Below are 20,223 nucleotides of genomic sequence, written 5' to 3'. Positions count from 1 at the left end.
GGCTGCACGCCGAATCGCCGCCACGGGCGCTCCGCAAAACGGACGTTTCGAGGCACGGCGGGTGCGGCCGGTCCCTCCCTCACCATCCCTGGCGCCGCGTTTTGAGCCCGAGAACCGGGACGCGCGGCACGGAACAGGGCCCTCACGGGTCCGCCGCTGCCGGGGTTCCCTCCCCTTCGACTATCGCGCGCCGTGCACGGTGCGCAGCACGGACGCAACGGCCCATGCACCTATCCGAACTCAAGGCCAAGTCACCGGCCGACCTGCTCGCCTTCGCCGAGGAGGTCGGCGTCGAGAACGCGTCCTCGCTTCGCAAGCAGGACATCATGTTCGCCATCCTCAAGACGTTGGCGGACAACGAGCAGGCGATCTACGGCGACGGCACGCTCGAGATCCTCTCCGACGGCTTCGGCTTCCTGCGCAGCCCGCAGGCCAACTACCTCCCTGGCCCCGACGACATCTACGTCTCCCCCGCCCAGGTGCGCCGCTTCGGCCTGCGCACCGGCGACACGGTGGAAGGCCAGATCCGCGCGCCGAAGGACGGCGAGCGCTACTTCGCGCTGCTCAAGGTGGACAACGTCAACTTCCAGCCGCCCGAGGCGCTGCGCCACCGCATCAACTTCGACAACCTCACCGCGCTCTATCCGACGCGGCGGCTCAAGATGGAGAACCCCGAGGTCGAATCCGTCGCCAAGGGGCCGACCAAGGACAACACGCATCGCGTCATCGACCTGATCTCGCCGATCGGCATGGGGCAGCGCGCACTGATCGTCGCCCCGCCGCGCACCGGCAAGACCGTGATGATGCAGAACATCGCGAAGTCCATCAGCGCGAACCACCCCGAGGTCTTCCTCATCGTGCTGCTGATCGACGAGCGGCCGGAGGAAGTCACCGACATGGCGCGCACCGTGCGCGGCGAGGTCGTGGCGTCCACCTTCGACGAGCCGGCGACGCGCCACGTGCAGGTCACCGAGATGGTGCTGGAGAAGGCGAAGCGCCTGGTCGAGCACAAGCGCGACGTGGTCATCCTGCTGGATTCCATCACGCGGCTGGGTCGCGCCTACAACTCCGTCGTGCCGTCGTCGGGCAAGGTGCTGACGGGCGGCGTGGACGCGAACGCGCTGCAGCGCCCGAAGCGCTTCTTCGGCGCGGCGCGCAACATCGAGGAAGGCGGGTCGCTGACCATCATCGCGACGGCCCTGATCGACACCGGCAGCCGCATGGACGAGGTGATTTTCGAAGAGTTCAAGGGCACCGGCAACTCCGAGATCATCCTGGACCGGAAGCTCTCGGACAAGCGCGTCTTCCCCGCCATCGACATCACCAAGTCCGGCACCCGCAAGGAGGAACTGCTGGTGGATCGCGGTTCGCTGTCCAAGATGTGGGTGCTGCGCCGCATCCTGAACCCGATGGGCACGCAGGACGCGATGGAGTTCCTGCTGGAGAAGCTGAAGTACAGCAAGACCAACCAGGACTTCTTCGATGCGATGAACACCTGAGGGTGTTCGCCGCGTGACGCCAACCGCGTTTCGCGAATCGCTGGCCGGCGCGGCGCCGCCCGAGGGGTTGGCGCCAGCGCTGGTGGCGCTCTGGCACGCCGCGCGCGACGAGTGGGATTGCGCGCATGCGGCGGTGCAGGGCCACGAGGGCGAGGCGGATTGCGACTGGGTGCACGCGCATCTGCACCGGATCGAGGGCGACGCCGCGAATGCAGGATATTGGTATCGGCGGGCGCGCAAGCCGGTGGCGTCGGGCGCGCTGGATGAAGAGCGCGAGGCAATTGTCGCGGCGTTGCTGACGAGGTAGTGCAACCCCCACTCCGACCAGAGGGAGAGCTCGGCGCTTTCGATCCCTCTCCCGCTTGCGAGGGAGGGGTGGGACCCGCGCGAAGCGCGGGAGGGTTGCGGTTCGCGCTGCCCTTCTACTGCTGCCCAAGCCGGGCCAGCGGGATCAGCCCGCGCTTAGCCTTCGCATCGGCCGCCAGCGCAGCACCGCTGCGAAGCCCGCGGTGCGCAGCGTGTCCGAGATGCGGGGATCCCGGATTGCGACAGCGCATTTGCTTTCCAGCCGCCGCACGACCTCGTCGGGCAGGCCGGCCGGCGCGATAAGCCCGCCGAATTGCTGCTCCACCACGGGCCAGCCAAGCCCGGTGGCGGTCGGCACGTCCGGCAGTTCCGGCAGCCGCTCCGGCGTGAAGGCCATCAGCGCGGGCACGCGGCTCCCCAGCCCCTGGACGCCTAGTGGCACCGCGCCACCAAGCAGCGCGGTCACGATGAGCGGGTCGCCGCGGAACGGCACGGAATTGAACTCCACGCCCGCGGCGCGCTGCAAGGCCAGCATCGCCCAGTGCGGCTAGGTGCCCGTGCCGCCGAAGGCAAAGGCGAGCCGGCCCCCACCAGGACCAACCGACGTCCGTCAGCGCGACGTCGTCATCGCGCCGTAGCGTTGCGCGATCCGCTGCGCCGTCGCGGGATCGGCACGCCTTGCAGCGGCCCAATCCGCATTTGCTCCCGTTACATCGCCCTGCCGCTGCCGTAGCACCGCGCGTAACGAGAGCCCGAGTGGCAGGCTAGGCTGGCGCCGCAGCGCTTCGAAGATGTCGGCCGCGGCTGATGCCACGTCCCCGCGCTGCAGTGCGACATCGGCACGGGCGGCGAACGGCGAGCCATAGCCGGGCGCTGCAAAGGCGATAGCCGCGGTTAAGTCGGCATTCGCCCCGGCCTCGTCACGCATGGCTCGTCGCAACTGGGATCGATTCGCGAGCGCTTGCGCGTTACGGGGGTCCAATCTGATCGCGTTGTCGTAGTCCGAAAGCGCGCCTGCCACATCGCCCTGTCCCTGGCGGATGATAGCGCGGTTCACGAGCGGCGGGACGTAGGCCCCGTCCAGACGGATCGCCGCGTTGTAGTCGGACAATGCTCCGTTCGCATCGCCCATGGCCTGCCGGAGCGCCCCGCGGTTGAAGAGGAAGGTCGGTTGACCCGGACCGAGGCGGACCGCCTCGTTGTGGTCACCCACTGCACCCGCAACGTCCCCGGTCTGCTGGCGCACGCTGCCGCGGGCCGAATACGCGATGGCGGCGTCGGGTTCGGCCTGGATCGCCAGGGAATAGTCGATGATGGCGCCGGCGAGGTCGCCCATGTCCGCCGAAGCTTCGCGCGGTTGAAGAAGGCAGTGCCATAGCCGGGATTAAGGCGAACCGCCTCGCTGAAGTCGCCAAGGGCGCCGTAATCATCGCCAATGGCGTGACGTGCGACCCCCCGGTTATTGTAGGCGAGGGCGAAACGCGGATCGAGCTGACTGGCTTGGCTGAAATTCTCGATGGCGCCTTCGGGATCTCCGGCCTCGAGCCTGTCCAGGCCGCGGTTGTTCAGCGACACGAGCTGCTGATCCCGTGTCGAGCGGTCATCCCGCAGCAAAAGGCGACAGCCGCTGACCGCAGCCTGGTTGGCGGCTGCCATGCTGTTGAGCCGGCAGAGGCGAGATGCACCACCTGCCTCCATTGGCTGCGCTGCAGCAATGGCCGGCACCATGAAGGCGAGGGGGATCAACACCGATCGCATGCGGCCATCCCGGACGTTGCAACATCAGGTTGAACGACCGATACCGGACCGGCAAGACGTCGCTAAGCCGTGGCTGAGCGCGGTGGTGCTATCGCTGGGCGGACCTGTCGGCAATCGGCGCGCCGCGGCCACGCGCCTCCGGCTCGGTGCAGCGCGCGGCGCCTGCCACACGGCCCAGCGCCGCATAGCGTGCGGTCAGGTCGCCGAGGGTCGCCACCGGACCCGAGGCCGCTTCGAAGCGCGGCCGGTGCTGGGCAGCGGCGGCCGGTCGGCGGCAGAATGACGGAAGCGGAGAACGACGCACGGATGTCCTCACCCACACAGGAAGCCAGGGTCCTGCGCGCCGCGGTCTTCGCGGCGCGCGTGCATGCCACGCACAAGCGCAAGGGCGCCGCGGCCGAGCCCTATGTGAACCATGTACTGGAGGTCGCGCAGATCCTGGCCGAGCACGGTGCCCCGGAGGAGGCGATCCTCGCGGGGCTGCTGCACGACACCGTCGAGGACAGCGACCAGGACCCCGATCCCATCACGCATGAGCGCCTCGTCGCCGAGTTCGGCGCGGCGGTCGCGGCGATCGTGGCCGAGGCGACGGACGACAAGTCGTTGCCCAAGGAGACGCGCAAGGCGCTGCAGGTGCGGAACGCGCCGAAGAAGTCGGATGCGGCGAAGATGCTGAAGCTCGCGGACAAGATCTCGAACCTGCGCGCGATCACGGCAGCGCCGCCGGCGAACTGGGAGCATGCGCGCCGTGTCGAGTATGTCGGCTGGGCCGGGCGCGTCGCCGTCGGGCTGAAGGGGGTGAACCCCGCGCTCGACGCGCTGTTCGAGGCAACCTATCGCGGCGCCATGGCGAAGCTGGCGGAAGAGGCGTGATGGGGCTGCCGACCATCCTGGACATCGAGCGGGCGACGCTGAGCGCCGTGCCCTCGCCGCGGGTCGCCTTCGACGGAGGCTTTGTGGTGCGGAGCTTTGCGGGCGGGACGGGTCGGGCGAACGCGGCCTGCCCGCTGGATCCTTCGCCGGATCCCGACCTCGCGGAGCGGATCGGGCGGATCGAGGCGTTCTACCGGCGGGCGGGGTTGACGCCGCGGTTCCGCTCGACGCCGCTCGACCCGCCGGGGTTGGCGCCGGCGCTGGAGGCCCGCGGCTACCGCGCCCATGACGAGAGCCAGGTCATCTTCGGCGAACTCGGGGAGCGGTTCCGGGAGGATCCGGACTGCGAGGTGCTGTCGGGCCCGGCGCCTGACTGGACCGCCGTGATGGCAGCCGGCGAGCACCAAGTGCCCGCGCGGCAGGCCGAGAAGGCGCGGATGCCGGAGCTGCTCGGGGTGCCGGCAGGCTGGGTGCTGCTGCGGGTGCAGGGCGAGCCGGCGGCCTGCGCCTTCGCGACCGCGGATGGCGTGCTGGCGGGGCTGTTCGACCTGGCGGTGCGGCAGGAATTCCGCCGGCGGGGACTCGGCAGCCGGGTGATGTCGGCGGCTGGCGCCTGGGCGCGGTCGCAGGGGGCGCGCTGGGCCTATGCTCAGGTCGCCTGCAGGAACGTGGCGTCGCTGACGCTGAACTCGGGGCTCGGGCTGACCGAGCGGTATCGGTACCGGTACTTCGTGCCGGGGTGATGGGTGCAGCGTCGACGTGGTCGGCCCAACGTCGATCAGGGCTGCCATTCACGTGGGCGGGCCCCCCTCGCCCAGTCTCTCCCCCTGAGGGGGAGAGGGGAAGGAAAGTCAGGGCAGCAGGATGGTGCTGCCGGTGGTCTTGCGGGCCTCGAGGGCGCGGTGGGCCTCGGCGGCGTCCTTCAGGGCGAAGCGCTGGTTGACGTTGATCTTCACCTTGCCACTGGCGACCACGTCAAAGAGCGCGTTGGCGCAGGACTCCAGGTCCTCGCGCTTGGCGGTGTAGGTCGCAAGCGTCGGGCGGGTCAGGTAGAGCGAGCCCTTGGCGGCCAGGATGCCGATGTCAGGCACCGAAACCGGGCCCGAAGCATTGCCATAGGACACCATCGTCCCGAAGGGCGCGAGGCAATCCAGCGAGGTCATGAAGGTGTCGCGCCCGACGCTGTCGAAGACGACGGGCAGCATGGCGCCGCCGGTGATCTCCTTCACGCGGGCGGGCAGGGTCTCGGTGCCGATCACGACGTGATCCGCGCCGTGCGCCTTGACCAGGTCGGCCTTGGCCTCGCTGCCGACGCTGCCGATCACGGTGGCGCCGAGCGCCTTGGCCCATTGCACCATGATCAGCCCGACGCCGCCGGCCGCCGCATGGACCAGGATCGTCTGGCCGGGCTGCACCTTGAAGGTGCGGGTCAGCAGGAAGCAGGCGGTCATGCCCTGCAGCATCATCGCCGCGGCCTGCTCGTCCGAGATGCCGGCCGGGATCTTCACCAGGCGATCGGCCTTGATCGTCCGGGCCTCGGCATAGGCGCCGATCGGGGGGGTGGCGTAGGCCACGCGGTCGCCGACTGCGACCTCGGTCACTCCCTCGCCGACCGCCTCGACCACGCCTGCACCCTCCATCCCGATGGTGGCGGGCAGGGCCGGCGCCTTGTAGAGACCGGTGCGGAAGTAGACGTCGATGTAGTTGAGGCCGACGGCCTTGTGGCGGACCAGCGCCTCGCCTGGCTTGGGCGCGGGCAGGGGCACTTCCTCCCACACCAGGGCCTCCGGGCCACCGTATTCATGGACGCGGATCGCGTGGTTCATGGGGTCGTGGTTCCTGGATGGCCGGCGCGTGCCGGACTGAGCGGAAGCTCGGATTGCGCCGGACCGCTGCCGGCGGCTGTCATGGCACGCTCGTGCTGCAGCAGCCATAGCTTGGTCGGCGGGCCGTCGCCCCCGGAGTAGCCGCCGAGCGCGCCACGGGCGGCGAGGACGCGGTGGCAGGGGATCAGGATCGGGATCGGGTTGGCGCCGTTGGCCTGGCCGATGGCCCGGGCGGCGCTGTTCAGCGCCTTGGCGAGATCACCATAGCTGCGGGTTTCGCCGACGGGGATGGCACGCAGCGCGTCCCAGACGCGGCGCTGGAAGTCGGTGCCGTGCGGGGAGAGCGGCAGGTCGAAGGCCGCCCGCTTGCCGTCGAAGTAGTCCTGGAGCTGTGCGATGGCGCGATCGAGCAGTCGGGTGCGGTCCTGGTCGCGGCCGCGGCCCCAGTCCAGGGCGACGATGGCGCCGTCCTCTTCGGAGATGGTCACCTCGCCGAGCGGGGTGAGGCAGGAGTGTTGCGGCATGTGGCGGTCCAGGGCGCGCCATGCGCCACAACAAGCGGGCTGGCGTCAAGTCGGAGGTGCGGCAGCGCGCACAAATATGCCCGGGCCCGCAGCTGCCCTGGCGGCGTCCGGGGGGCGTCGCTAGATGAACGCGACAGCCTTGCCCGGAGTCTTAGCGTGACCGATGCCCCTCTGCCCTCGACCGAGACGGCCGATCCGCCTCCCTGTTTCCAGGCGCATGTCTTTGTCTGCTGCAACCGGCGGCCAGACGGGCACCGCCGTGGCTCCTGCGCGGCCAAGGGGAGCGAGGAGCTGCGGGACTACATGAAGGCGCGGGCAAAGGAGCTCGGTCTCGTCGGCGTGCGGATCAACTCGGCGGGGTGTCTGGACCGCTGCGAGTTCGGGCCGACGATGGTGATCTACCCCGAAGGCGTCTGGTACAGCCCCAAGAGCCGGGCAGATGTGGACCGGATCCTGCAAGCGCATCTGGTGGAGGGTGGGCGCGCGAGGGAGTTGATGCTGAGTGAGCGGGACGTGCTGCCGCCCAAGGTCTGACGGTGGGCTCGTTTCACGTGAAACACCGCCCTGTCCTGTTTGCATGAGCGGTACGCACGACACCATCTTTGCCAAGGCTTCGGGTGCTGGCCAGGCCGCGATCGCCGTGCTGCGGGTGTCGGGGCCGGGGACGCGGGCCATGCTCGAAGCGCTGGTGGGACGCGTCCCGGCGCCGCGGGTCGCCAGCCTTCGCAGGCTGCGGGCAGCGGACGGCGAAGTTCTGGACGAGGCGCTGGTCCTCTGGTTCCCCGGGCCGGGCAGTTTCACCGGCGAGGACGCAGCGGAACTGCACATCCATGGTGGCAGCGCGGTGCTGGCCGGCGTGGCGGAGGAACTGGCCGATCTGGGCTGCCGGCCTGCCGAACCCGGCGAGTTCACGCGCCGCGCCTTCCTGCACGGCCGGCTCGATCTCACCCAGGCCGAGGCAATCGCCGACCTTATTGCGGCGGAGACGCCGGCGCAGCGCCGCCAGGCCTTGAGGCAGACGGATGGTGCGCTGGCCCGGCTCTACCAGGGCTGGACGGAGCGGGCGACGCGCTTGCTGGCGCATCAGGAAGCGGCGATCGAATTCGATTTGGACGACCTGCCGAGCGACCTGGCGGAGCGGGCGCGGGTCGCGGCGGCCGGCTTGGCGGCGGAGATCGGCAAGCACCTCGACGATGGCGGGCGCGGGGAAAGGCTGCGCGAAGGCCTGTCAATTGCCATCCTCGGCGCGCCGAATGCCGGCAAGTCCACCCTGCTGAACGCGCTGATCGGGCGGGAGGCCGCGATCGTCTCCGCGATCCCCGGCACGACACGGGACGTGGTGGAGGTTAGGCTCGATCTCGGCGGCGTGCCCGCGGTGCTGGCGGATACGGCGGGGCTGCGGGCCTCTGGAGACGAGATCGAGCGCGAGGGGATCCGGCGGGCGCGGGCGCGGGGCAACCAGGCCGACCTGGTGCTGGCCGTCTTCCCCGCCGACGCGCCGCCGGATGCCGAGACCCTGTCCCTGGCGGAAGCGCGCCCGGACGCGGTGCTGATCGCCACCAAGTCGGACCTAGCACCACCGCCGGCGACGCTGCTCGGCCGGCCCGTGCTAGCGACGGCGGCGCCGACCGGGGTAGGACTCGACGCGCTGAAGGCGGCCCTGGTCGGGCTCGCTGCCAGCCGGGCGGGGCTGACCGACGCCCCTGCCCTCACCCGCGCCCGTCATCGTGCGGCCTTGACCGAGGCCGTTTCGTGGCTCGTCGAGGCCGGCCAGGCCGCCCTGCCCGAACTCGCCGCAGAGGCATATCGCAGCGCAGTCTCGGCGCTCGGCCGCCTGACCGGGCGTGTCGGCGTCGAGGATATTCTGGACGTCGTCTTTCGCGACTTCTGCATCGGCAAGTAGCGGGCCTATATGCCCGCGCGATGAACGCGATGGCGACGTATGACGTGGTGGTGGTGGGCGGTGGGCATGCCGGCTGCGAGGCAGCCGCGGCCGCTGCGCGCTGCGGCGCGCGCACCCTGCTGCTGACCCATCGCGTAGAGACCATCGGCGAGATGTCCTGCAACCCCGCCATCGGCGGCATCGGCAAAGGCCATCTGGTGCGGGAGATCGACGCGCTGGACGGGCTGATGGCCCGTGCCGCCGATGCCGCGGCCATCCACGTCAAGCAGCTCAATCGCTCCAAGGGGCCGGCCGTCCGCGGCCCCCGGGCCCAGGCCGACCGGAAGCTCTATCGCGCCGCGATGCAGCGCCTGGTGGCGGAGCAGGTCGGGCTCGACATCCTGGCCGACACGGCGGAGGAGCTGGAGCTCGACACAGGCGGCGCTGTCGCGGCGGTGATCACGGCGACCGGAAGGCGCATCCCCTGCGGCGCGCTGGTCATCACCACCGGCACCTTCCTGCGTGGCGAGATCCATCTGGGCGAAGAACGCACCCCTGCCGGCCGGCGCGGCGAGGCCCCCTCCGTCGGCTTGGCGCTCGCGTTGGAGCGGCTCGACCTGCCGCTGGCGCGCCTGAAGACCGGCACCCCGCCACGGCTGGACGGCCGGACCATCGACTGGGACGCTCTGGAACCCCAGCCCGGCGACGACCAGCCGGAGCCGATGTCCTGGCTGACCGAACGCATCACCAACCCTCAGGTCGAGTGCCGGATCACCTGGACCACCCCGGCCACCCACGCCCTGATCCGGGCGAACCTGCACCGCACCGCTGTCTATGGCGGCCGGATCCAGGGTGTCGGCCCGCGCTACTGCCCCTCGATCGAGGACAAGGTCGTGCGCTTCGCCGACCGGGAACGCCACCAGGTCTTCCTGGAGCCCGAGGGGCTGGACGACGCCACAGTCTATCCCAACGGCATCTCGACCAGCCTGCCGGCAGACATCCAGGCGGCGCTGATAGCCTCCATCCCCGGACTAGAGCGTGCCCGTATCATCCGGCCGGGCTACGCCATCGAGTACGATCACGTGGACCCGCGCGCCCTGACCCCGGCGCTGGAAGTCAGGACGGTGAAGCGCCTGTTCCTGGCCGGCCAGGTCAACGGCACGACGGGCTACGAGGAAGCCGCCGCGCAAGGGATCATGGCCGGGATCAATGCCGCCGCCCGCGCCGCCGGTGCCGCGCCCGACCGGGTGCTCGGACGGGCGGAGGCCTATATCGGCGTGCTAGTGGACGACCTGGTCCTGCACGGCGTCTCCGAGCCCTACCGCATGTTGACTGCGCGCGCCGAGCACCGGTTGAGCCTTCGCGCCGACAATGCCGGGCTACGCCTGACCGATCGCGGTATCGCCTGGGGCGTCGTCGGGGCGGAGCGCGGCCGGCGCCACCGCGCCTTCGCCGAATCCGTCGCCGTTGTCCTGTCCCGCGCCGCCCAGGAGACGGCCAGTCCCAGCCGCATTGCCGCCGCTGGGATCCCCATCCGCCAGGACGGCCGCCACCGCAGCGTGCTGGAGGTGCTCGCCCTGCCCGAGGCTACCATCGCCGCTGCTGCTGCCCTCTTCCCCTGGCTCGCCGACCTGCCGCCCGACGTCGCGGTCCAGCTGGAAGCCGAGGCCCTCTACGCCCCCTATCTCCGCCGCCAGGAGGCCGAACGCCGCATGATCGAGCGGGAGGAGCGCCTGGCCATCCCCGACGGGATCGACTTTTCGGCAATCCCCGGCCTGTCGCGGGAGATGCAGCATCGCCTGTCGAAGACGCGCCCCGCCACCCTCGGCAGCGCCGGCCGCATTCCGGGCATCACGCCCGCGGCGATCGCGGCCCTCGCCGTGCATCTGCGCCGCGACAATGCCGCGGGTTGAGTGTTTCACGTGAAACGAGACGGGGACGCTGCGCGACAGCCCCTACCCCCTCCGCCCGACCTCACACCCGACAAGGCGGCTCGGCTCGACACCTTCCTCGACCTGCTGCTGCGCTGGAACGCCCGGATCAACCTCGTCGCCGAGCGCGACGCAGAGGCAATCCGCATCCGCCACATCGCTGATTCGCTGCAACTCGCTCCGCTGATCCCACGGGGTACCGGCCCAATTGCCGATCTCGGCTCCGGCGCCGGCTTCCCCGGCCTGGTGCTGGCCATCGCGACGGGCCGCGAGACCCACCTGATCGAATCCGACCGCCGAAAGGCCGCCTTCCTGACCGAGGCCGCCGCGCGACTCGGGTTGAGCCACGTCCGCGTCCACCCCACCCGCATCGAGAACGCGGCGCTTCCCCCTCTCGCCGCCATCACCGCCCGCGCCTTGGCCCCGCTGATCGTCCTCCTCCCCCATGCCGCGAAATTCCTCGCCCCCGGCGGAGTCGCGATCTTCCCGAAGGGTCGCACCGCCGAGGCCGAGTTGACCGATGCCCTTCCCCACTGGCATCTGCAGGTCGAGCGGTTCGCCAGTCGGACCGACCCTTCCTCCACCATCTTCCGCCTGAGCGAGCTCCGTGGCCCCGACGCCTGACCGCGACACGCGGATCCTGGCCTTCGCCAACCAGAAGGGCGGCGTCGGCAAGACGACGACCGCCATCAACCTCGCGACTGCCCTCGCGGCGGATTACCGAGTCCTGCTCATCGACCTCGATCCCCAGGGCAATGCCTCCACCGGCCTCGGGATCGCGCGGCAGGACCGCGCCGCCGGCAGCTACGCCCTGCTGGTCGAGGACGGAAAGCTCGCCGACCTCGTCCGCCCGACCGCCATCCCGAACCTCTCCATCCTGCCCGCCGACCCCGACCTCGCTGGCGCCGAGGTTGAGCTCGTCGGCCTCGAGGACCGCGAGCGCCGGCTGGCCGCCGGCCTGAAGGCCGGCGCCGAGGTGCTGTCAGGCTTCGACTTCGTTTTCCTGGACTGCCCGCCCTCGCTCGGCCTGATTACGCTGAACGCGCTCGTCGCCGCCCAGGGCGTCATCGTCCCGCTCCAGACCGAGTTCTTCGCGCTGGAAGGGATCAGCCAGATCACCCGCACCATCGACCGCGTCCGGCGCGCCCTGAACCCGCGGCTCGCGCTCGACGGCATCGTGCTGACCATGGTGGACCGGCGGAACAACCTGTCGGAACTCGTCGCCAACGACGTCCGAGGATTCTTCAAGGACAAGGTCTATGAGACCGTGATCCCCCGCAACGTCCGGGTCAGCGAGGCTCCCTCGCATGGCCTGCCCGTCCTTCTCTACGATTTCCGTTCGCCAGGCGCGCAGGCCCACATCAAGCTCGCGGCTGAATTCCTGAAGAGGGAGCGCGCCCGCGTCCCCGCCCGATGAGCAGCACGAAGAAAGCGCCGCCTCGGCTTGGCCGCGGCCTCTCCGCCCTGATCCCCGACGCGCCGGCGGCGCCCGAGGAGTCGGCGCTTCGCACCTTGCCGATCGAGCAGCTCGAGCCCGGCCCCTTCCAGCCCCGCGGCGCCATGGACAAGGCGAGCCTCGAGGAACTCGCCGTCTCGATCCGCGAGAACGGCATCCTCCAGCCCATTCTCGCCCGCCCTAAGCCAGGTGCGACGGAAACCTACGAGATCATTGGCGGCGAGCGCCGCTGGCGCGCCGCGCAGGTCGCGCAGCTCCACCAAGTCCCGGTCATCGTCCGCGACTTCGGCGACCGGGAGGCCATGGCCGCCGGCCTGGTCGAGAACCTGCAGCGCCAGGACCTCAATGCCATGGAGGAGGCCGAGGGATATCGCCGCCTCCTCGACGAATTCGGCCTCACCCAGGAAGCCCTGGGCCAGGCCGTTGGCAAGAGCCGCAGCCACGTCGCCAACACGCTCCGCCTGCTCGGCCTGCCGCCGGAGATCCGCGACCTCGTCCGCAACGGTGCGCTGACCGCCGGCCACGCCCGCACCCTGGTCGGCGCCAAAGATCCCGGCCGCCTCGCCGCGCAGATCGTCGCCCGCAGCCTGAACGTCCGCCAGGCGGAGGCGCTGGCCGCCGCGCAATCCCATCCCCGCCAGGGCAAGGCTGAGCGCGCCGGCCGCGACCCCGACATCGCCGCGCTGGAACGGCAATTGATCGAGCGGCTGGGCCTGAAGGTCGCGGTCAAGACGCAGGGTAAGGGCGGCGAGGTCGTCATCCATTACCGCGACCTCGACCAGCTCGACGGCGTGATCCGGCTGCTGCTCGGCACGGGCTGATGGTCGGAACGATTCCGAGATTATGGAATGGTGTTGTCGGATTATCCGAAAGAAGACACCTATACCAGGAAAAATTCCTGTCTTTGGCTTTCATCGCCAGATGCTGAAATCACTGGTCTACCGCTGCGTCAGCGCCGCCGCCTGACGCGCGATTGCGGCGAGCGCGGCCCGTGCGATCGTCACGTCTGACTCCCTGTACGCCGTCGTCTTGGTCCGCTTCTCCGCTTCCAGCAGGGCATTTCCCACGGCCTCTAGCGCGCCCGGCGACCACAGGCGCAGCGCTCGGTCGAAGGCCGGCTTGTGGCGGAAGAAGACCGGCGGCCGCAACACGCCGGCATCGCCGCCCGCCACCGCGGCCTCGTGCAGCCGCTGCAGGTGCCGCAGCGCGGAGCGGATGACCTGCACGGGGTTAGCACCCTCCGAGAAGGCCGCCACGAGTGCGCGGTCGGCCGCAGCCGGATCGCCCGCCGTCGCCGCCATCAACGCCTCGTCCAGGTCGCCCAGCGCCCCTTCCGGCGCGCAGGCCAGCGCGGCGTCCTCGTCCACCTTGCCGCCGGCGCCGACATAGAGCGCGATCTTTTCGACCTCGCGCCTGGTCTGCATGCGGTCCTCGCCGAGCCTGGCCGCCAGCCAGGACAGCGCGGCCGGGTCGGCCTGCACGCCTTCCTCGCGGAACATCGCGCCGAGCGTCCGGGCCAGCTCCTCGCCCCGCTCGCGGTAGCAGGCGATCACCGCGACGTCCGACGCGGCCTCGGCCAGCACCCGCAGCTTGGATCGCGCCGTGAGCTCCCCGCCTTCCAGCACCATCAGCGCCTCGCCGGGCGTCGCCAGCGCGTCCTTCAGCGCGGTCGCGTGGGCATCGGTCGCCTCGCGCAGCCGCACCACGCGGCGCCCGCCGGTCATCGCCAGCGCCGAGGCCTCGCCCGCCAGCACGCCGGGCTTCGCCGCTTCCTCGCGCGTCAGCTCGGCCATGCGGAAGGGGTCGTCCGTCTTCCCGCCCATCACGGCGCGGACGAGGGACTCGGCGCGTTCCCGCACCAGGCCGGCATCGTCGCCATGCAGCAGCACCGCGCGGAAGGGGCCGGGATCGGCCAGAACCCCGGCGACGCGGCGTGCGTCCAGCTTGGCCATGCGTCAGGCGGGCAGGCGAGTGTCGGGGGCTGTTGCGCACACCTCCACTCGCCCACGCTCCGCGTGGGCTCCTCCCCCCGCCGCAAGCAGGAGAGGGAAGATGGCGCAGCCGCTCCCTCTCCCGCTTGCGGGGGAGGGTCGGGGTGGGGGTTGGCGCAACCCCGCCACCCTCACCGCAGCGGGCTCATCACGCCGGCGGGGGCGCCGATGCCGCCCTGAAGCCCGCCGCCGCCGGCGCCCTCGACGCCGGCGCCCGGGGTCGGCGTCATCGGACGCGGCGACATCACGGGATCGGGCATGGCGGGCGGCGGCTCGACCGGCGCGATCAGCGTCGGCGGCGCGTCGTCGCGGCGGGTGCGGAAGCGCATCGCCAGCCGCTCCACGATCTCGCCCGCGAGCTGTTGCGACAGCCGGCGCTGCGTCGCGTCGTTCGCCATGTCCGAGGCGAAGAACTGGTTGGGCTGCACGTTGAAGGCGTCGATCGTGCGCTCGAAGCCGTTGGCCACGGCCTCGCGAGGGTTGGCGCGGACCAGCGTCCAGTTGGCGGTGGCGATGTAGCGCACGCGCGTGACCTGGCCGTCGCGCTGGATGCCCTGGCTCTCCACCGCGAAGCTCGGCGCGACCAGCAGCTCCCATTTCGCGCCGGCGACGCCGCCTGGCGTGCCGAGCTTCGACTGAAGGTCGCGCCGCAGCAGCTGGCCGAAGCGTTCCGGCACGAGCTGCACGCTGACCTGGCGCAGCTCCGCCCGGACATTCGCGTCCTCGGGCGTCGCCTCGCTGCCGCCCTGCATGTAGATCGGCCGAAAGCCGCAACCCGTGGCCGGCAGCGCGAGCGCCGCCGCCAGCAGACTGCGCCGTGCCAGCTTCTCAGACAACGAGGTTGACCACACGACCCGGGACATGGATGCGCTTCTTCACGGGCTTGCCGCCGATCGCACGCTGCACGTTCTCATCGGCTTCCGCCAGGGCGAAGATCCGCTCCTCGCTCTCGCCGACCGCGACCTCGATGGTGGCGCGCAGCTTGCCCAGGACCTGCACCGCCAGCGTCACCGTCTCCGCCTTCAGCAACGCGGGATCGGCCTCGGGCCAGGGCATCTCGGCGACCAGGCCGGCGCCGGGGCGGAGCGTGGAGAACACCTCCTCCGCGAGGTGCGGCATCATCGGGGCGGAAAGGCGCGCCAGCGTCTCCAGCGCCTCGCGCCGCGCCGCGCCTATGCCCTCGGCACCGGCATTCGCCTCTGCCTCTCCGATCGCATTGGCGAACTCATGGATGCGCGCGACGGCGACGTTGAAGGCGAAGCTCTCCAGCGCCTCGGTCACGGCGGCGATGGTGCGGTGCGTCGCCTGGCGCAGCTTGCGCGCGGGGCCGCCATCGGCCTGCGGCGCATCGGGCGGCGGCAGCGCAGCCGCGGCGGCATTGGCCAGTCGCCAGAGGCGCTGGGTGAAGCGGAAGGCGCCGGCCACGCCGGCCTCGGTCCACTCCATGTCACGCTCCGGCGGGTTGTCCGACAGGATGAACCAGCGCGCGGTGTCGGCGCCGTATTTGCCGATGATGGCGCCGGGATCGACGGTGTTGCGCTTGGACTTCGACATCGCCTCGACGCGGCCGATGACCGCCGGCTCGTTCGTGCCCTTCACCACCGCCATGCGCGTCCCGTCCGCGGCCTGCGTGATCTCGACTTCCTCGGGGTAGAGCCAGCGCCCGTCCGAGCCCTTGTAGCTCTCGTGTTGCACCATCCCCTGGGTGAAGAGGCCGGCGAAGGGCTCCTCGCAATCCAGGTGGCCGGAGGCCTTCATCGCGCGGGTGAAGAAGCGGCTGTAGAGCAGGTGCAGGATCGCGTGCTCGATGCCGCCGATATACTGGTCCACCGGCAGCCAGGCATCCACGGCCGCCCGCGTCACCGGCTCCTCCGCGCGCGGTGAGCAGAAGCGCGCGAAGTACCAGGACGAATCGACGAAGGTGTCGCAGGTGTCGGTCTCGCGCCGCGCGGGCTTGCCGCAGGACGGGCAGTTCACGTGCTTCCACGTGGGGTGGTGATCCAGCGGGTTGCCCGGGCGCGAGAAATCCACGTCCTGCGGCAGTTCCACCGGCAGGTTCTTCTCCGGCACGGGCACCGCACCGCAGGCCTCGCAATGGATCACGGGGATCGGGCAGCCCCAGTAGCGCTGGCGGCTGATCCCCCAGTCCCGCAGGCGCCAGTTCACCACGCCGGTGCCCTGGCCGGTCTTCTCCAGCTCCTCGATCACGCGCCGCTTGGCCGCTGCGACGTCGAGGCCGTTCAGGAAGGCCGAGTTGAAGATCGTCCCGTCGCCGACATAGGCCTCGCCATCCAGCACGAAGCTGTCGGGATCGGCGCCGGGCGGCAGCACGACGGGCAGGATCGGCAGGCCGTACTTCGTCGCGAACTCGAAGTCGCGCTCGTCATGGGCGGGGCAGCCGAAGATCGCGCCGGTGCCGTATTCCATCAGCACGAAGTTCGCGATCCAGACGGGGAAGCTCTCGCCCGGCAGGAAGGGATGCGCGACGCGGAAGCCGGTGTCGTAGCCGCGCTTCTCCGCCTGCTCGATCGCGGCCTCGCTCGTGCCCATGCGGCGGCATTCGGCGACGAAATCGGCCGCCTTGGGATCGCGCGCCGCCGCCGCCGCGGCCAGCGGATGCTCCGCGGCGACGGCCAGGAAGGACATGCCGAACAGCGTATCCGGCCGCGTGGTGAACACCTCGACTTCGTCCACGCCGGCAGCCGCGGCGTCGGTCAGACGGAAACGGACCCGCGCTCCCTCGCTGCGGCCGATCCAGTTGGACTGCATCAGCTTCACGCGCTCGGGCCAGCGGTCGAGCGTGCCCAGCGCCTCCAGCAGCTCCGGCGCATACTTCGTGATGCTGAGGAACCACTGGCTGAGCTTCTTCTTCTCGACAAGCGCGCCGGACCGCCAGCCGCGGCCGTCGATCACCTGCTCGTTCGCCAGCACCGTGCCGTCCACGGGGTCCCAGTTGACCCAGCTTTCCTTGCGCTCGACCAGGCCGGCCTTCCAGAAATCCAGGAACAGCTTCTGCTGCTTGCCGTAGTAGCCGACGTCGCAGGTCGCGAATTCCCGCGCCCATTCCAGCGAAAGGCCCATGCGCTGCAGCTCGGACCGCATGTTGGCGATGTTGTCGTAGGTCCACTTCCCGGGATGCACGCCGCGCTCCCGCGCCGCGTTCTCCGCGGGCAGGCCGAAGGCGTCCCAGCCCATGGGGTGCATCACGAGATGCCCGCGCGCCCGCTTGTAGCGCGCGACGACGTCGCCGAGCGTGTAGTTGCGGACGTGCCCCATATGGATCTTGCCCGAAGGGTAGGGGAACATCTCGAGCACGTAGTATTTGCGCGCGCCGGGCGGCGGTACGTCGGGCACGGCGAAGCAGGCGCGGCGATCCCATTCCGCCTGCCAGCGCGGCTCGGCTGTCGCAAAATCATAGCGCGCGGGGGCCGCGCGGTCGGGCTGGTCGTTCATGTCGCTACGATGCAAGGCCTTGAAGGCCTAGCCATAGACCGGATCGGCGCTCGGCGAAATCGCCGCAGGGCCCAGCCGCCGCGGCCGGACCCGCGTTGCAGGACCGGGACTGCCTCTACGACCGCGCCGCCGCGGTGGATTGGGACCTCAGCTCCCGCGCGCGGGCCAGGACCTGGTCTTCCAGCTCTCCGGCCGTGCCGGCGGAGACCGGGCTGTCCACCCAGTTGCCGTTGCGCTGCTGTTCCTGGCGGAAGATCACCACCCGCACCCCGTCGGAGCGGAGCTGGCGCCCCATGATGTAGGCGGTCGCGCGGAAGCGCTCCCCGGTCACGCCGGGCGGCGTGTACCAGTCCGTGATCACGACGCCGCCGAAGGGATCGGCGGAGGACAGCGGCATGAAGGACAGCGTGTCCAGCGTCGCGCGCCAGAGGAAGGCGTTCACCCCGATCCCGCCGCCGCCGGCATCCGCGGCCGCGGTGGTGCGGGACGCGCGGTCGGTGCCGAACAGCAACAGGCCATCGGTGCCGCCGAGCCGGCCGCGCACGCGGTCGCGCCCGGCGCCGGAATTGTACTCGTCCTGTCCGGGCACGCGGAAATTGGCGTTGTCCTGGGTCGCGCTGCTGCATCCCGCGAGCACGACGATGGTAAGGCTGCCGATCAGAAGGCCCCGGGCCAGGGGCGCCCAAGCACGAGCGATCATTCTCTGCCAGTCCTGCCGTCGGGCTCGCCGGGTCGGCGCCCATCCGGGTGAGGGTCTTTACCCTTACCCGCGCCCGGCCGGAAGAGGCGCCGGCGTACCCCCGGCACGTCCGCGCAATGGGGCCCTGGAAAAGAGAAAGGGCGGCGGGTTGCCCCGCCGCCCCAATGAGCCCCAGGCTCGTCTGTCGGATCAGAACGACAGGCGGGTGCCGAGGAACAGGCCCTGGTAGTTGCGGCTCTGGACCGTGTTGGCGGCCGAGCCGGGCGCGTTGGACACCTGGCCGGCAGTCGTCACCGTGGCGAGCGGCTGCAGGTAGACGTTCTTGTCGTTCACGACGTTGTAGTTCGCGAACAGCTCCAGGCCCGGCGCCAGGGTGTAGGCCACGCCGAAGCCCCAGGCGGACTGCTTGCGGTCTTCCGGGTTCAGCAGGGTGGCGGCAACGCCGTTGGTGGTCACGCTGATGGAGTTGCCGTTGTCCTGCGTGCCCTGGCCCCAGTAGGTGCCGAAGGCCCAGGGGCCGGTCACGTAGGTCAGGCCCAGGATGTAGTGGCTGGAAGCGTCGCGCTTGTCGCCGTTCGGGCTGTTCTGCAGCGGCGCGCGGCCGACGGAGACGCCGGAGTAGTTGCCCCAGGTGTACTCGCCGCCGAAGGTGAAGCCGTAGGCCGACAGGTTCAGGCCGAACGAGTAGGCCGTCACATCGGGCGGACGCTGCCCGCCGCTCAGGTTCGGGCCCGCCGTGACCGAAACCACACCGGCCGCCGTCTGGTTGGACAGGGTGGAGCGGGCGGCGTCGGCGCGCATGGCGACGAAGGACGCGGCAACGCCGACGTTCTGGAAGGAGCCGCGATAGCGCAGCGCCGCCGAGAACTCGTTGTTGATCTGCGTCGTGCTCTGGTTGCGGTCGCGCTGCGTGGCCGACGGCACGATCACCGCACCGGCCGCGCCGATGAAGTCAACCGCGCGGCCCTGGAAGGGACGGTCGCCTTCGCCGTTGTTGGCGGCGTAGGAGAAGCCGACGTCGAAGCCGTAGAACTGCGGCGAGAGGTAGATGACCTTCGTCGCGTCGTTGCCGTCGTTGATGCCCGTCAGCAGCGACGGGTTACCGGCGGTCTGCGTCTGGGAGCCGAGGATGCCCACGTCCCAGTTGCCGTCCGGGCCGAACTGCACGATGGACGGCGCACGGACCTGCATGAGGGCCGCGGCGCTGTCTTCCTCACCGAAGCGGATCGTGCCGAGCGTCGGGGACGAGACGAACATGTAGGCTTCGTCGAGGTCGAGCGCAGAGCCCGAGCCGCCGCCTACGTTGTCGTTCTGGATCTCGACCACCGCGCCGTAGGACAGGCCGTTCGCCGCCTTGCCCGACACGTTGAGGTGGATCTCGACCTCGTTGCGGAAGTCGTTGTGCGAGCGGGACTGGTTGCCCACGCCGTTCACGCCGGTCGGGTTGCCGCGGGCGCGATCCAGGCTGTCATAGGCCCAGATGAACGAGGTGTTCATGTAGCCGCCGAGGCGGATCTGCAGGCCGGTGCCCAGCGGACCCGGCGAACCCGTCACGCCCGGCCCGAGCGACAGCGTCGCGCGCGGCAGAACGGGCAGGTCGCTGGCCGCAGGGGCCTGGGCGGCGACGGGCAGCGCAATCAGCGCAGCGCCGACGACAGCCGTCGTCCCCAACAAAAGGTTGCGCATTCTGTAACCTCCTCCTGTACCGGGTGGCCCCCGGCATGCTCTGGCCCGCCTGCCCCCCTCGACAGGTGCTGCGACAGGGGAAAACCCCAGCCGCAGTCAGGCCCACGCTCACTATTGGCTGTGGGATGACGCGGCGTCCATCGCCCGAAACACGGGTCCGCGACTTAGGTGAGACAGTGTGGCGGGGTTGCCACAGGGTGATGCGGCGGCCTCAGGCCCGCCCTTCAACCAGCCCACCGAGGGCGGCCAGGCCCGCGGCCGCGCCCCGCCCCGCCCGCGGCAGGCGCCCGGCGCTGGCCGGAACGACCCCGCCCAGCGCCACGGCCGGCCGACCAAGC

General features: G+C 70.6%; 19 protein-coding genes and 1 pseudogene. 10 read left to right on the top strand and 10 right to left on the bottom strand.

Annotation, left to right across the window (positions count from 1 at the left end; translation table 11 throughout):
• Positions 1–224 precede the first annotated feature (224 nt).
• Positions 225–1,499 carry a transcription termination factor Rho gene (rho, locus tag ACLF3M_RS17575; protein ID WP_430658260.1) on the top strand — a complete coding sequence of 425 codons (1,275 nt, stop codon included), beginning with the start codon at positions 225–227 and terminating at the stop codon, positions 1,497–1,499.
• A 13-nt stretch (positions 1,500–1,512) separates the two neighbouring features.
• The gene (locus ACLF3M_RS17570) at positions 1,513–1,806 is read left to right on the top strand and encodes a hypothetical protein (protein WP_430658259.1); all 294 of its coding nucleotides are present in this window, start codon (positions 1,513–1,515) and stop codon (positions 1,804–1,806) included.
• A 144-nt stretch (positions 1,807–1,950) separates the two neighbouring features.
• On the opposite strand, the gene ACLF3M_RS17565 is transcribed toward ACLF3M_RS17570, so the two are convergent.
• The 3 genes and pseudogenes from ACLF3M_RS17565 to ACLF3M_RS17555 form a co-directional block, all read right to left on the bottom strand.
• Positions 1,951–2,340 carry a tripartite tricarboxylate transporter substrate-binding protein gene (locus ACLF3M_RS17565; protein ID WP_430658258.1) on the bottom strand — a complete coding sequence of 130 codons (390 nt, stop codon included), beginning with the start codon at positions 2,338–2,340 and terminating at the stop codon, positions 1,951–1,953.
• A 75-nt stretch (positions 2,341–2,415) separates the two neighbouring features.
• Positions 2,416–3,141, bottom strand: coding sequence for a tetratricopeptide repeat protein (locus tag ACLF3M_RS17560; protein ID WP_430658432.1), 726 nt, complete (start codon positions 3,139–3,141; stop codon positions 2,416–2,418).
• A 107-nt stretch (positions 3,142–3,248) separates the two neighbouring features.
• Positions 3,249–3,461 (bottom strand): annotated as a pseudogene (locus ACLF3M_RS17555) (tetratricopeptide repeat protein); the annotation flags it as partial.
• A 408-nt stretch (positions 3,462–3,869) separates the two neighbouring features.
• On the opposite strand from ACLF3M_RS17555, the gene ACLF3M_RS17550 reads away from it, so the two are divergent.
• Both ACLF3M_RS17550 and ACLF3M_RS17545 read left to right on the top strand, forming a co-directional pair.
• Complete coding sequence (locus ACLF3M_RS17550; RefSeq protein ID WP_430658257.1) at positions 3,870–4,436, top strand: HD domain-containing protein; 567 nt, start codon at positions 3,870–3,872, stop codon at positions 4,434–4,436.
• Positions 4,436–5,179, top strand: a complete 744-nt coding sequence (locus ACLF3M_RS17545; protein ID WP_430658256.1) for an N-acetyltransferase family protein — start codon at positions 4,436–4,438, stop codon at positions 5,177–5,179. The genes ACLF3M_RS17550 and ACLF3M_RS17545 overlap by 1 nt, the downstream gene beginning before the upstream one ends.
• 108 nt (positions 5,180–5,287) lie before the next feature.
• Here ACLF3M_RS17545 and ACLF3M_RS17540 read toward each other — a convergent pair whose 3' ends face one another.
• Positions 5,288–6,262, bottom strand: coding sequence for a quinone oxidoreductase family protein (locus ACLF3M_RS17540; RefSeq protein WP_430658255.1), 975 nt, complete (start codon positions 6,260–6,262; stop codon positions 5,288–5,290).
• A complete protein-coding gene (locus ACLF3M_RS17535) occupies positions 6,259–6,786 on the bottom strand; it encodes a methylated-DNA--[protein]-cysteine S-methyltransferase (RefSeq protein ID WP_430658254.1) in 528 nt (175 codons plus the stop codon). The genes ACLF3M_RS17540 and ACLF3M_RS17535 overlap by 4 nt, the downstream gene beginning before the upstream one ends.
• Positions 6,787–6,942: 156 nt before the next feature.
• Between ACLF3M_RS17535 and ACLF3M_RS17530 the strand changes: the two genes are divergently transcribed.
• From ACLF3M_RS17530 to ACLF3M_RS17505, 6 genes are read left to right on the top strand one after another with little or no spacing between them, the layout of a single operon-like run.
• Positions 6,943–7,320: a (2Fe-2S) ferredoxin domain-containing protein gene (locus ACLF3M_RS17530; protein ID WP_430658253.1), complete on the top strand. Its 378-nt coding sequence runs from the start codon at positions 6,943–6,945 to the stop codon at positions 7,318–7,320.
• Positions 7,321–7,363: 43 nt separating this feature from the next.
• Entirely contained in the window at positions 7,364–8,689 is a 1,326-nt protein-coding gene (gene mnmE, locus ACLF3M_RS17525; protein ID WP_430658252.1) for a tRNA uridine-5-carboxymethylaminomethyl(34) synthesis GTPase MnmE, read from the top strand.
• A gap of 29 nt (positions 8,690–8,718) precedes the next feature.
• On the top strand, positions 8,719–10,581 hold the full coding sequence (gene mnmG / locus ACLF3M_RS17520; protein ID WP_430658431.1) for a tRNA uridine-5-carboxymethylaminomethyl(34) synthesis enzyme MnmG: 1,863 nt from the start codon (positions 8,719–8,721) through the stop codon (positions 10,579–10,581).
• Positions 10,582–11,223, top strand: a complete 642-nt coding sequence (gene rsmG, locus ACLF3M_RS17515) for a 16S rRNA (guanine(527)-N(7))-methyltransferase RsmG (protein ID WP_430658251.1) — start codon at positions 10,582–10,584, stop codon at positions 11,221–11,223.
• A complete protein-coding gene (locus tag ACLF3M_RS17510) occupies positions 11,207–12,016 on the top strand; it encodes a ParA family protein (RefSeq protein WP_430658250.1) in 810 nt (269 codons plus the stop codon). The genes rsmG and ACLF3M_RS17510 overlap by 17 nt, the downstream gene beginning before the upstream one ends.
• On the top strand, positions 12,013–12,876 hold the full coding sequence (locus ACLF3M_RS17505) for a ParB/RepB/Spo0J family partition protein (RefSeq protein ID WP_430658249.1): 864 nt from the start codon (positions 12,013–12,015) through the stop codon (positions 12,874–12,876). Before ACLF3M_RS17510 ends, ACLF3M_RS17505 begins: the two co-directional genes overlap by 4 nt.
• 117 nt (positions 12,877–12,993) lie before the next feature.
• Here ACLF3M_RS17505 and holA read toward each other — a convergent pair whose 3' ends face one another.
• The 5 genes from holA to ACLF3M_RS17480 all read right to left on the bottom strand — a co-directional run bounded on the left by holA (position 12,994) and on the right by ACLF3M_RS17480 (position 19,885).
• On the bottom strand, positions 12,994–14,007 hold the full coding sequence (gene holA, locus ACLF3M_RS17500) for a DNA polymerase III subunit delta (RefSeq protein ID WP_430658248.1): 1,014 nt from the start codon (positions 14,005–14,007) through the stop codon (positions 12,994–12,996).
• A gap of 170 nt (positions 14,008–14,177) precedes the next feature.
• Complete coding sequence (lptE, locus tag ACLF3M_RS17495) at positions 14,178–14,882, bottom strand: LPS assembly lipoprotein LptE (RefSeq protein ID WP_430658247.1); 705 nt, start codon at positions 14,880–14,882, stop codon at positions 14,178–14,180.
• Positions 14,875–17,499 (bottom strand): leucine--tRNA ligase, encoded by a 2,625-nt coding sequence (leuS, locus tag ACLF3M_RS17490; protein WP_430658246.1) that lies wholly within the window; start codon positions 17,497–17,499, stop codon positions 14,875–14,877. The genes lptE and leuS overlap by 8 nt, the downstream gene beginning before the upstream one ends.
• Before the next feature lie 115 nt (positions 17,500–17,614).
• On the bottom strand, positions 17,615–18,199 hold the full coding sequence (locus ACLF3M_RS17485; protein WP_430658245.1) for a DUF3576 domain-containing protein: 585 nt from the start codon (positions 18,197–18,199) through the stop codon (positions 17,615–17,617).
• Between the two features lie 189 nt (positions 18,200–18,388).
• Entirely contained in the window at positions 18,389–19,885 is a 1,497-nt protein-coding gene (locus ACLF3M_RS17480) for a porin (RefSeq protein WP_430658244.1), read from the bottom strand.
• Positions 19,886–20,223 lie beyond the last annotated feature (338 nt).

Source organism: Falsiroseomonas sp. HW251 (assembly GCF_050563545.1).
Classification (GTDB): Bacteria; Pseudomonadota; Alphaproteobacteria; order Acetobacterales; family Acetobacteraceae; genus Falsiroseomonas.
Note: the sequence above shows the minus strand (reverse complement) of the source record. Positions and strands in the feature narration are given on the sequence as shown.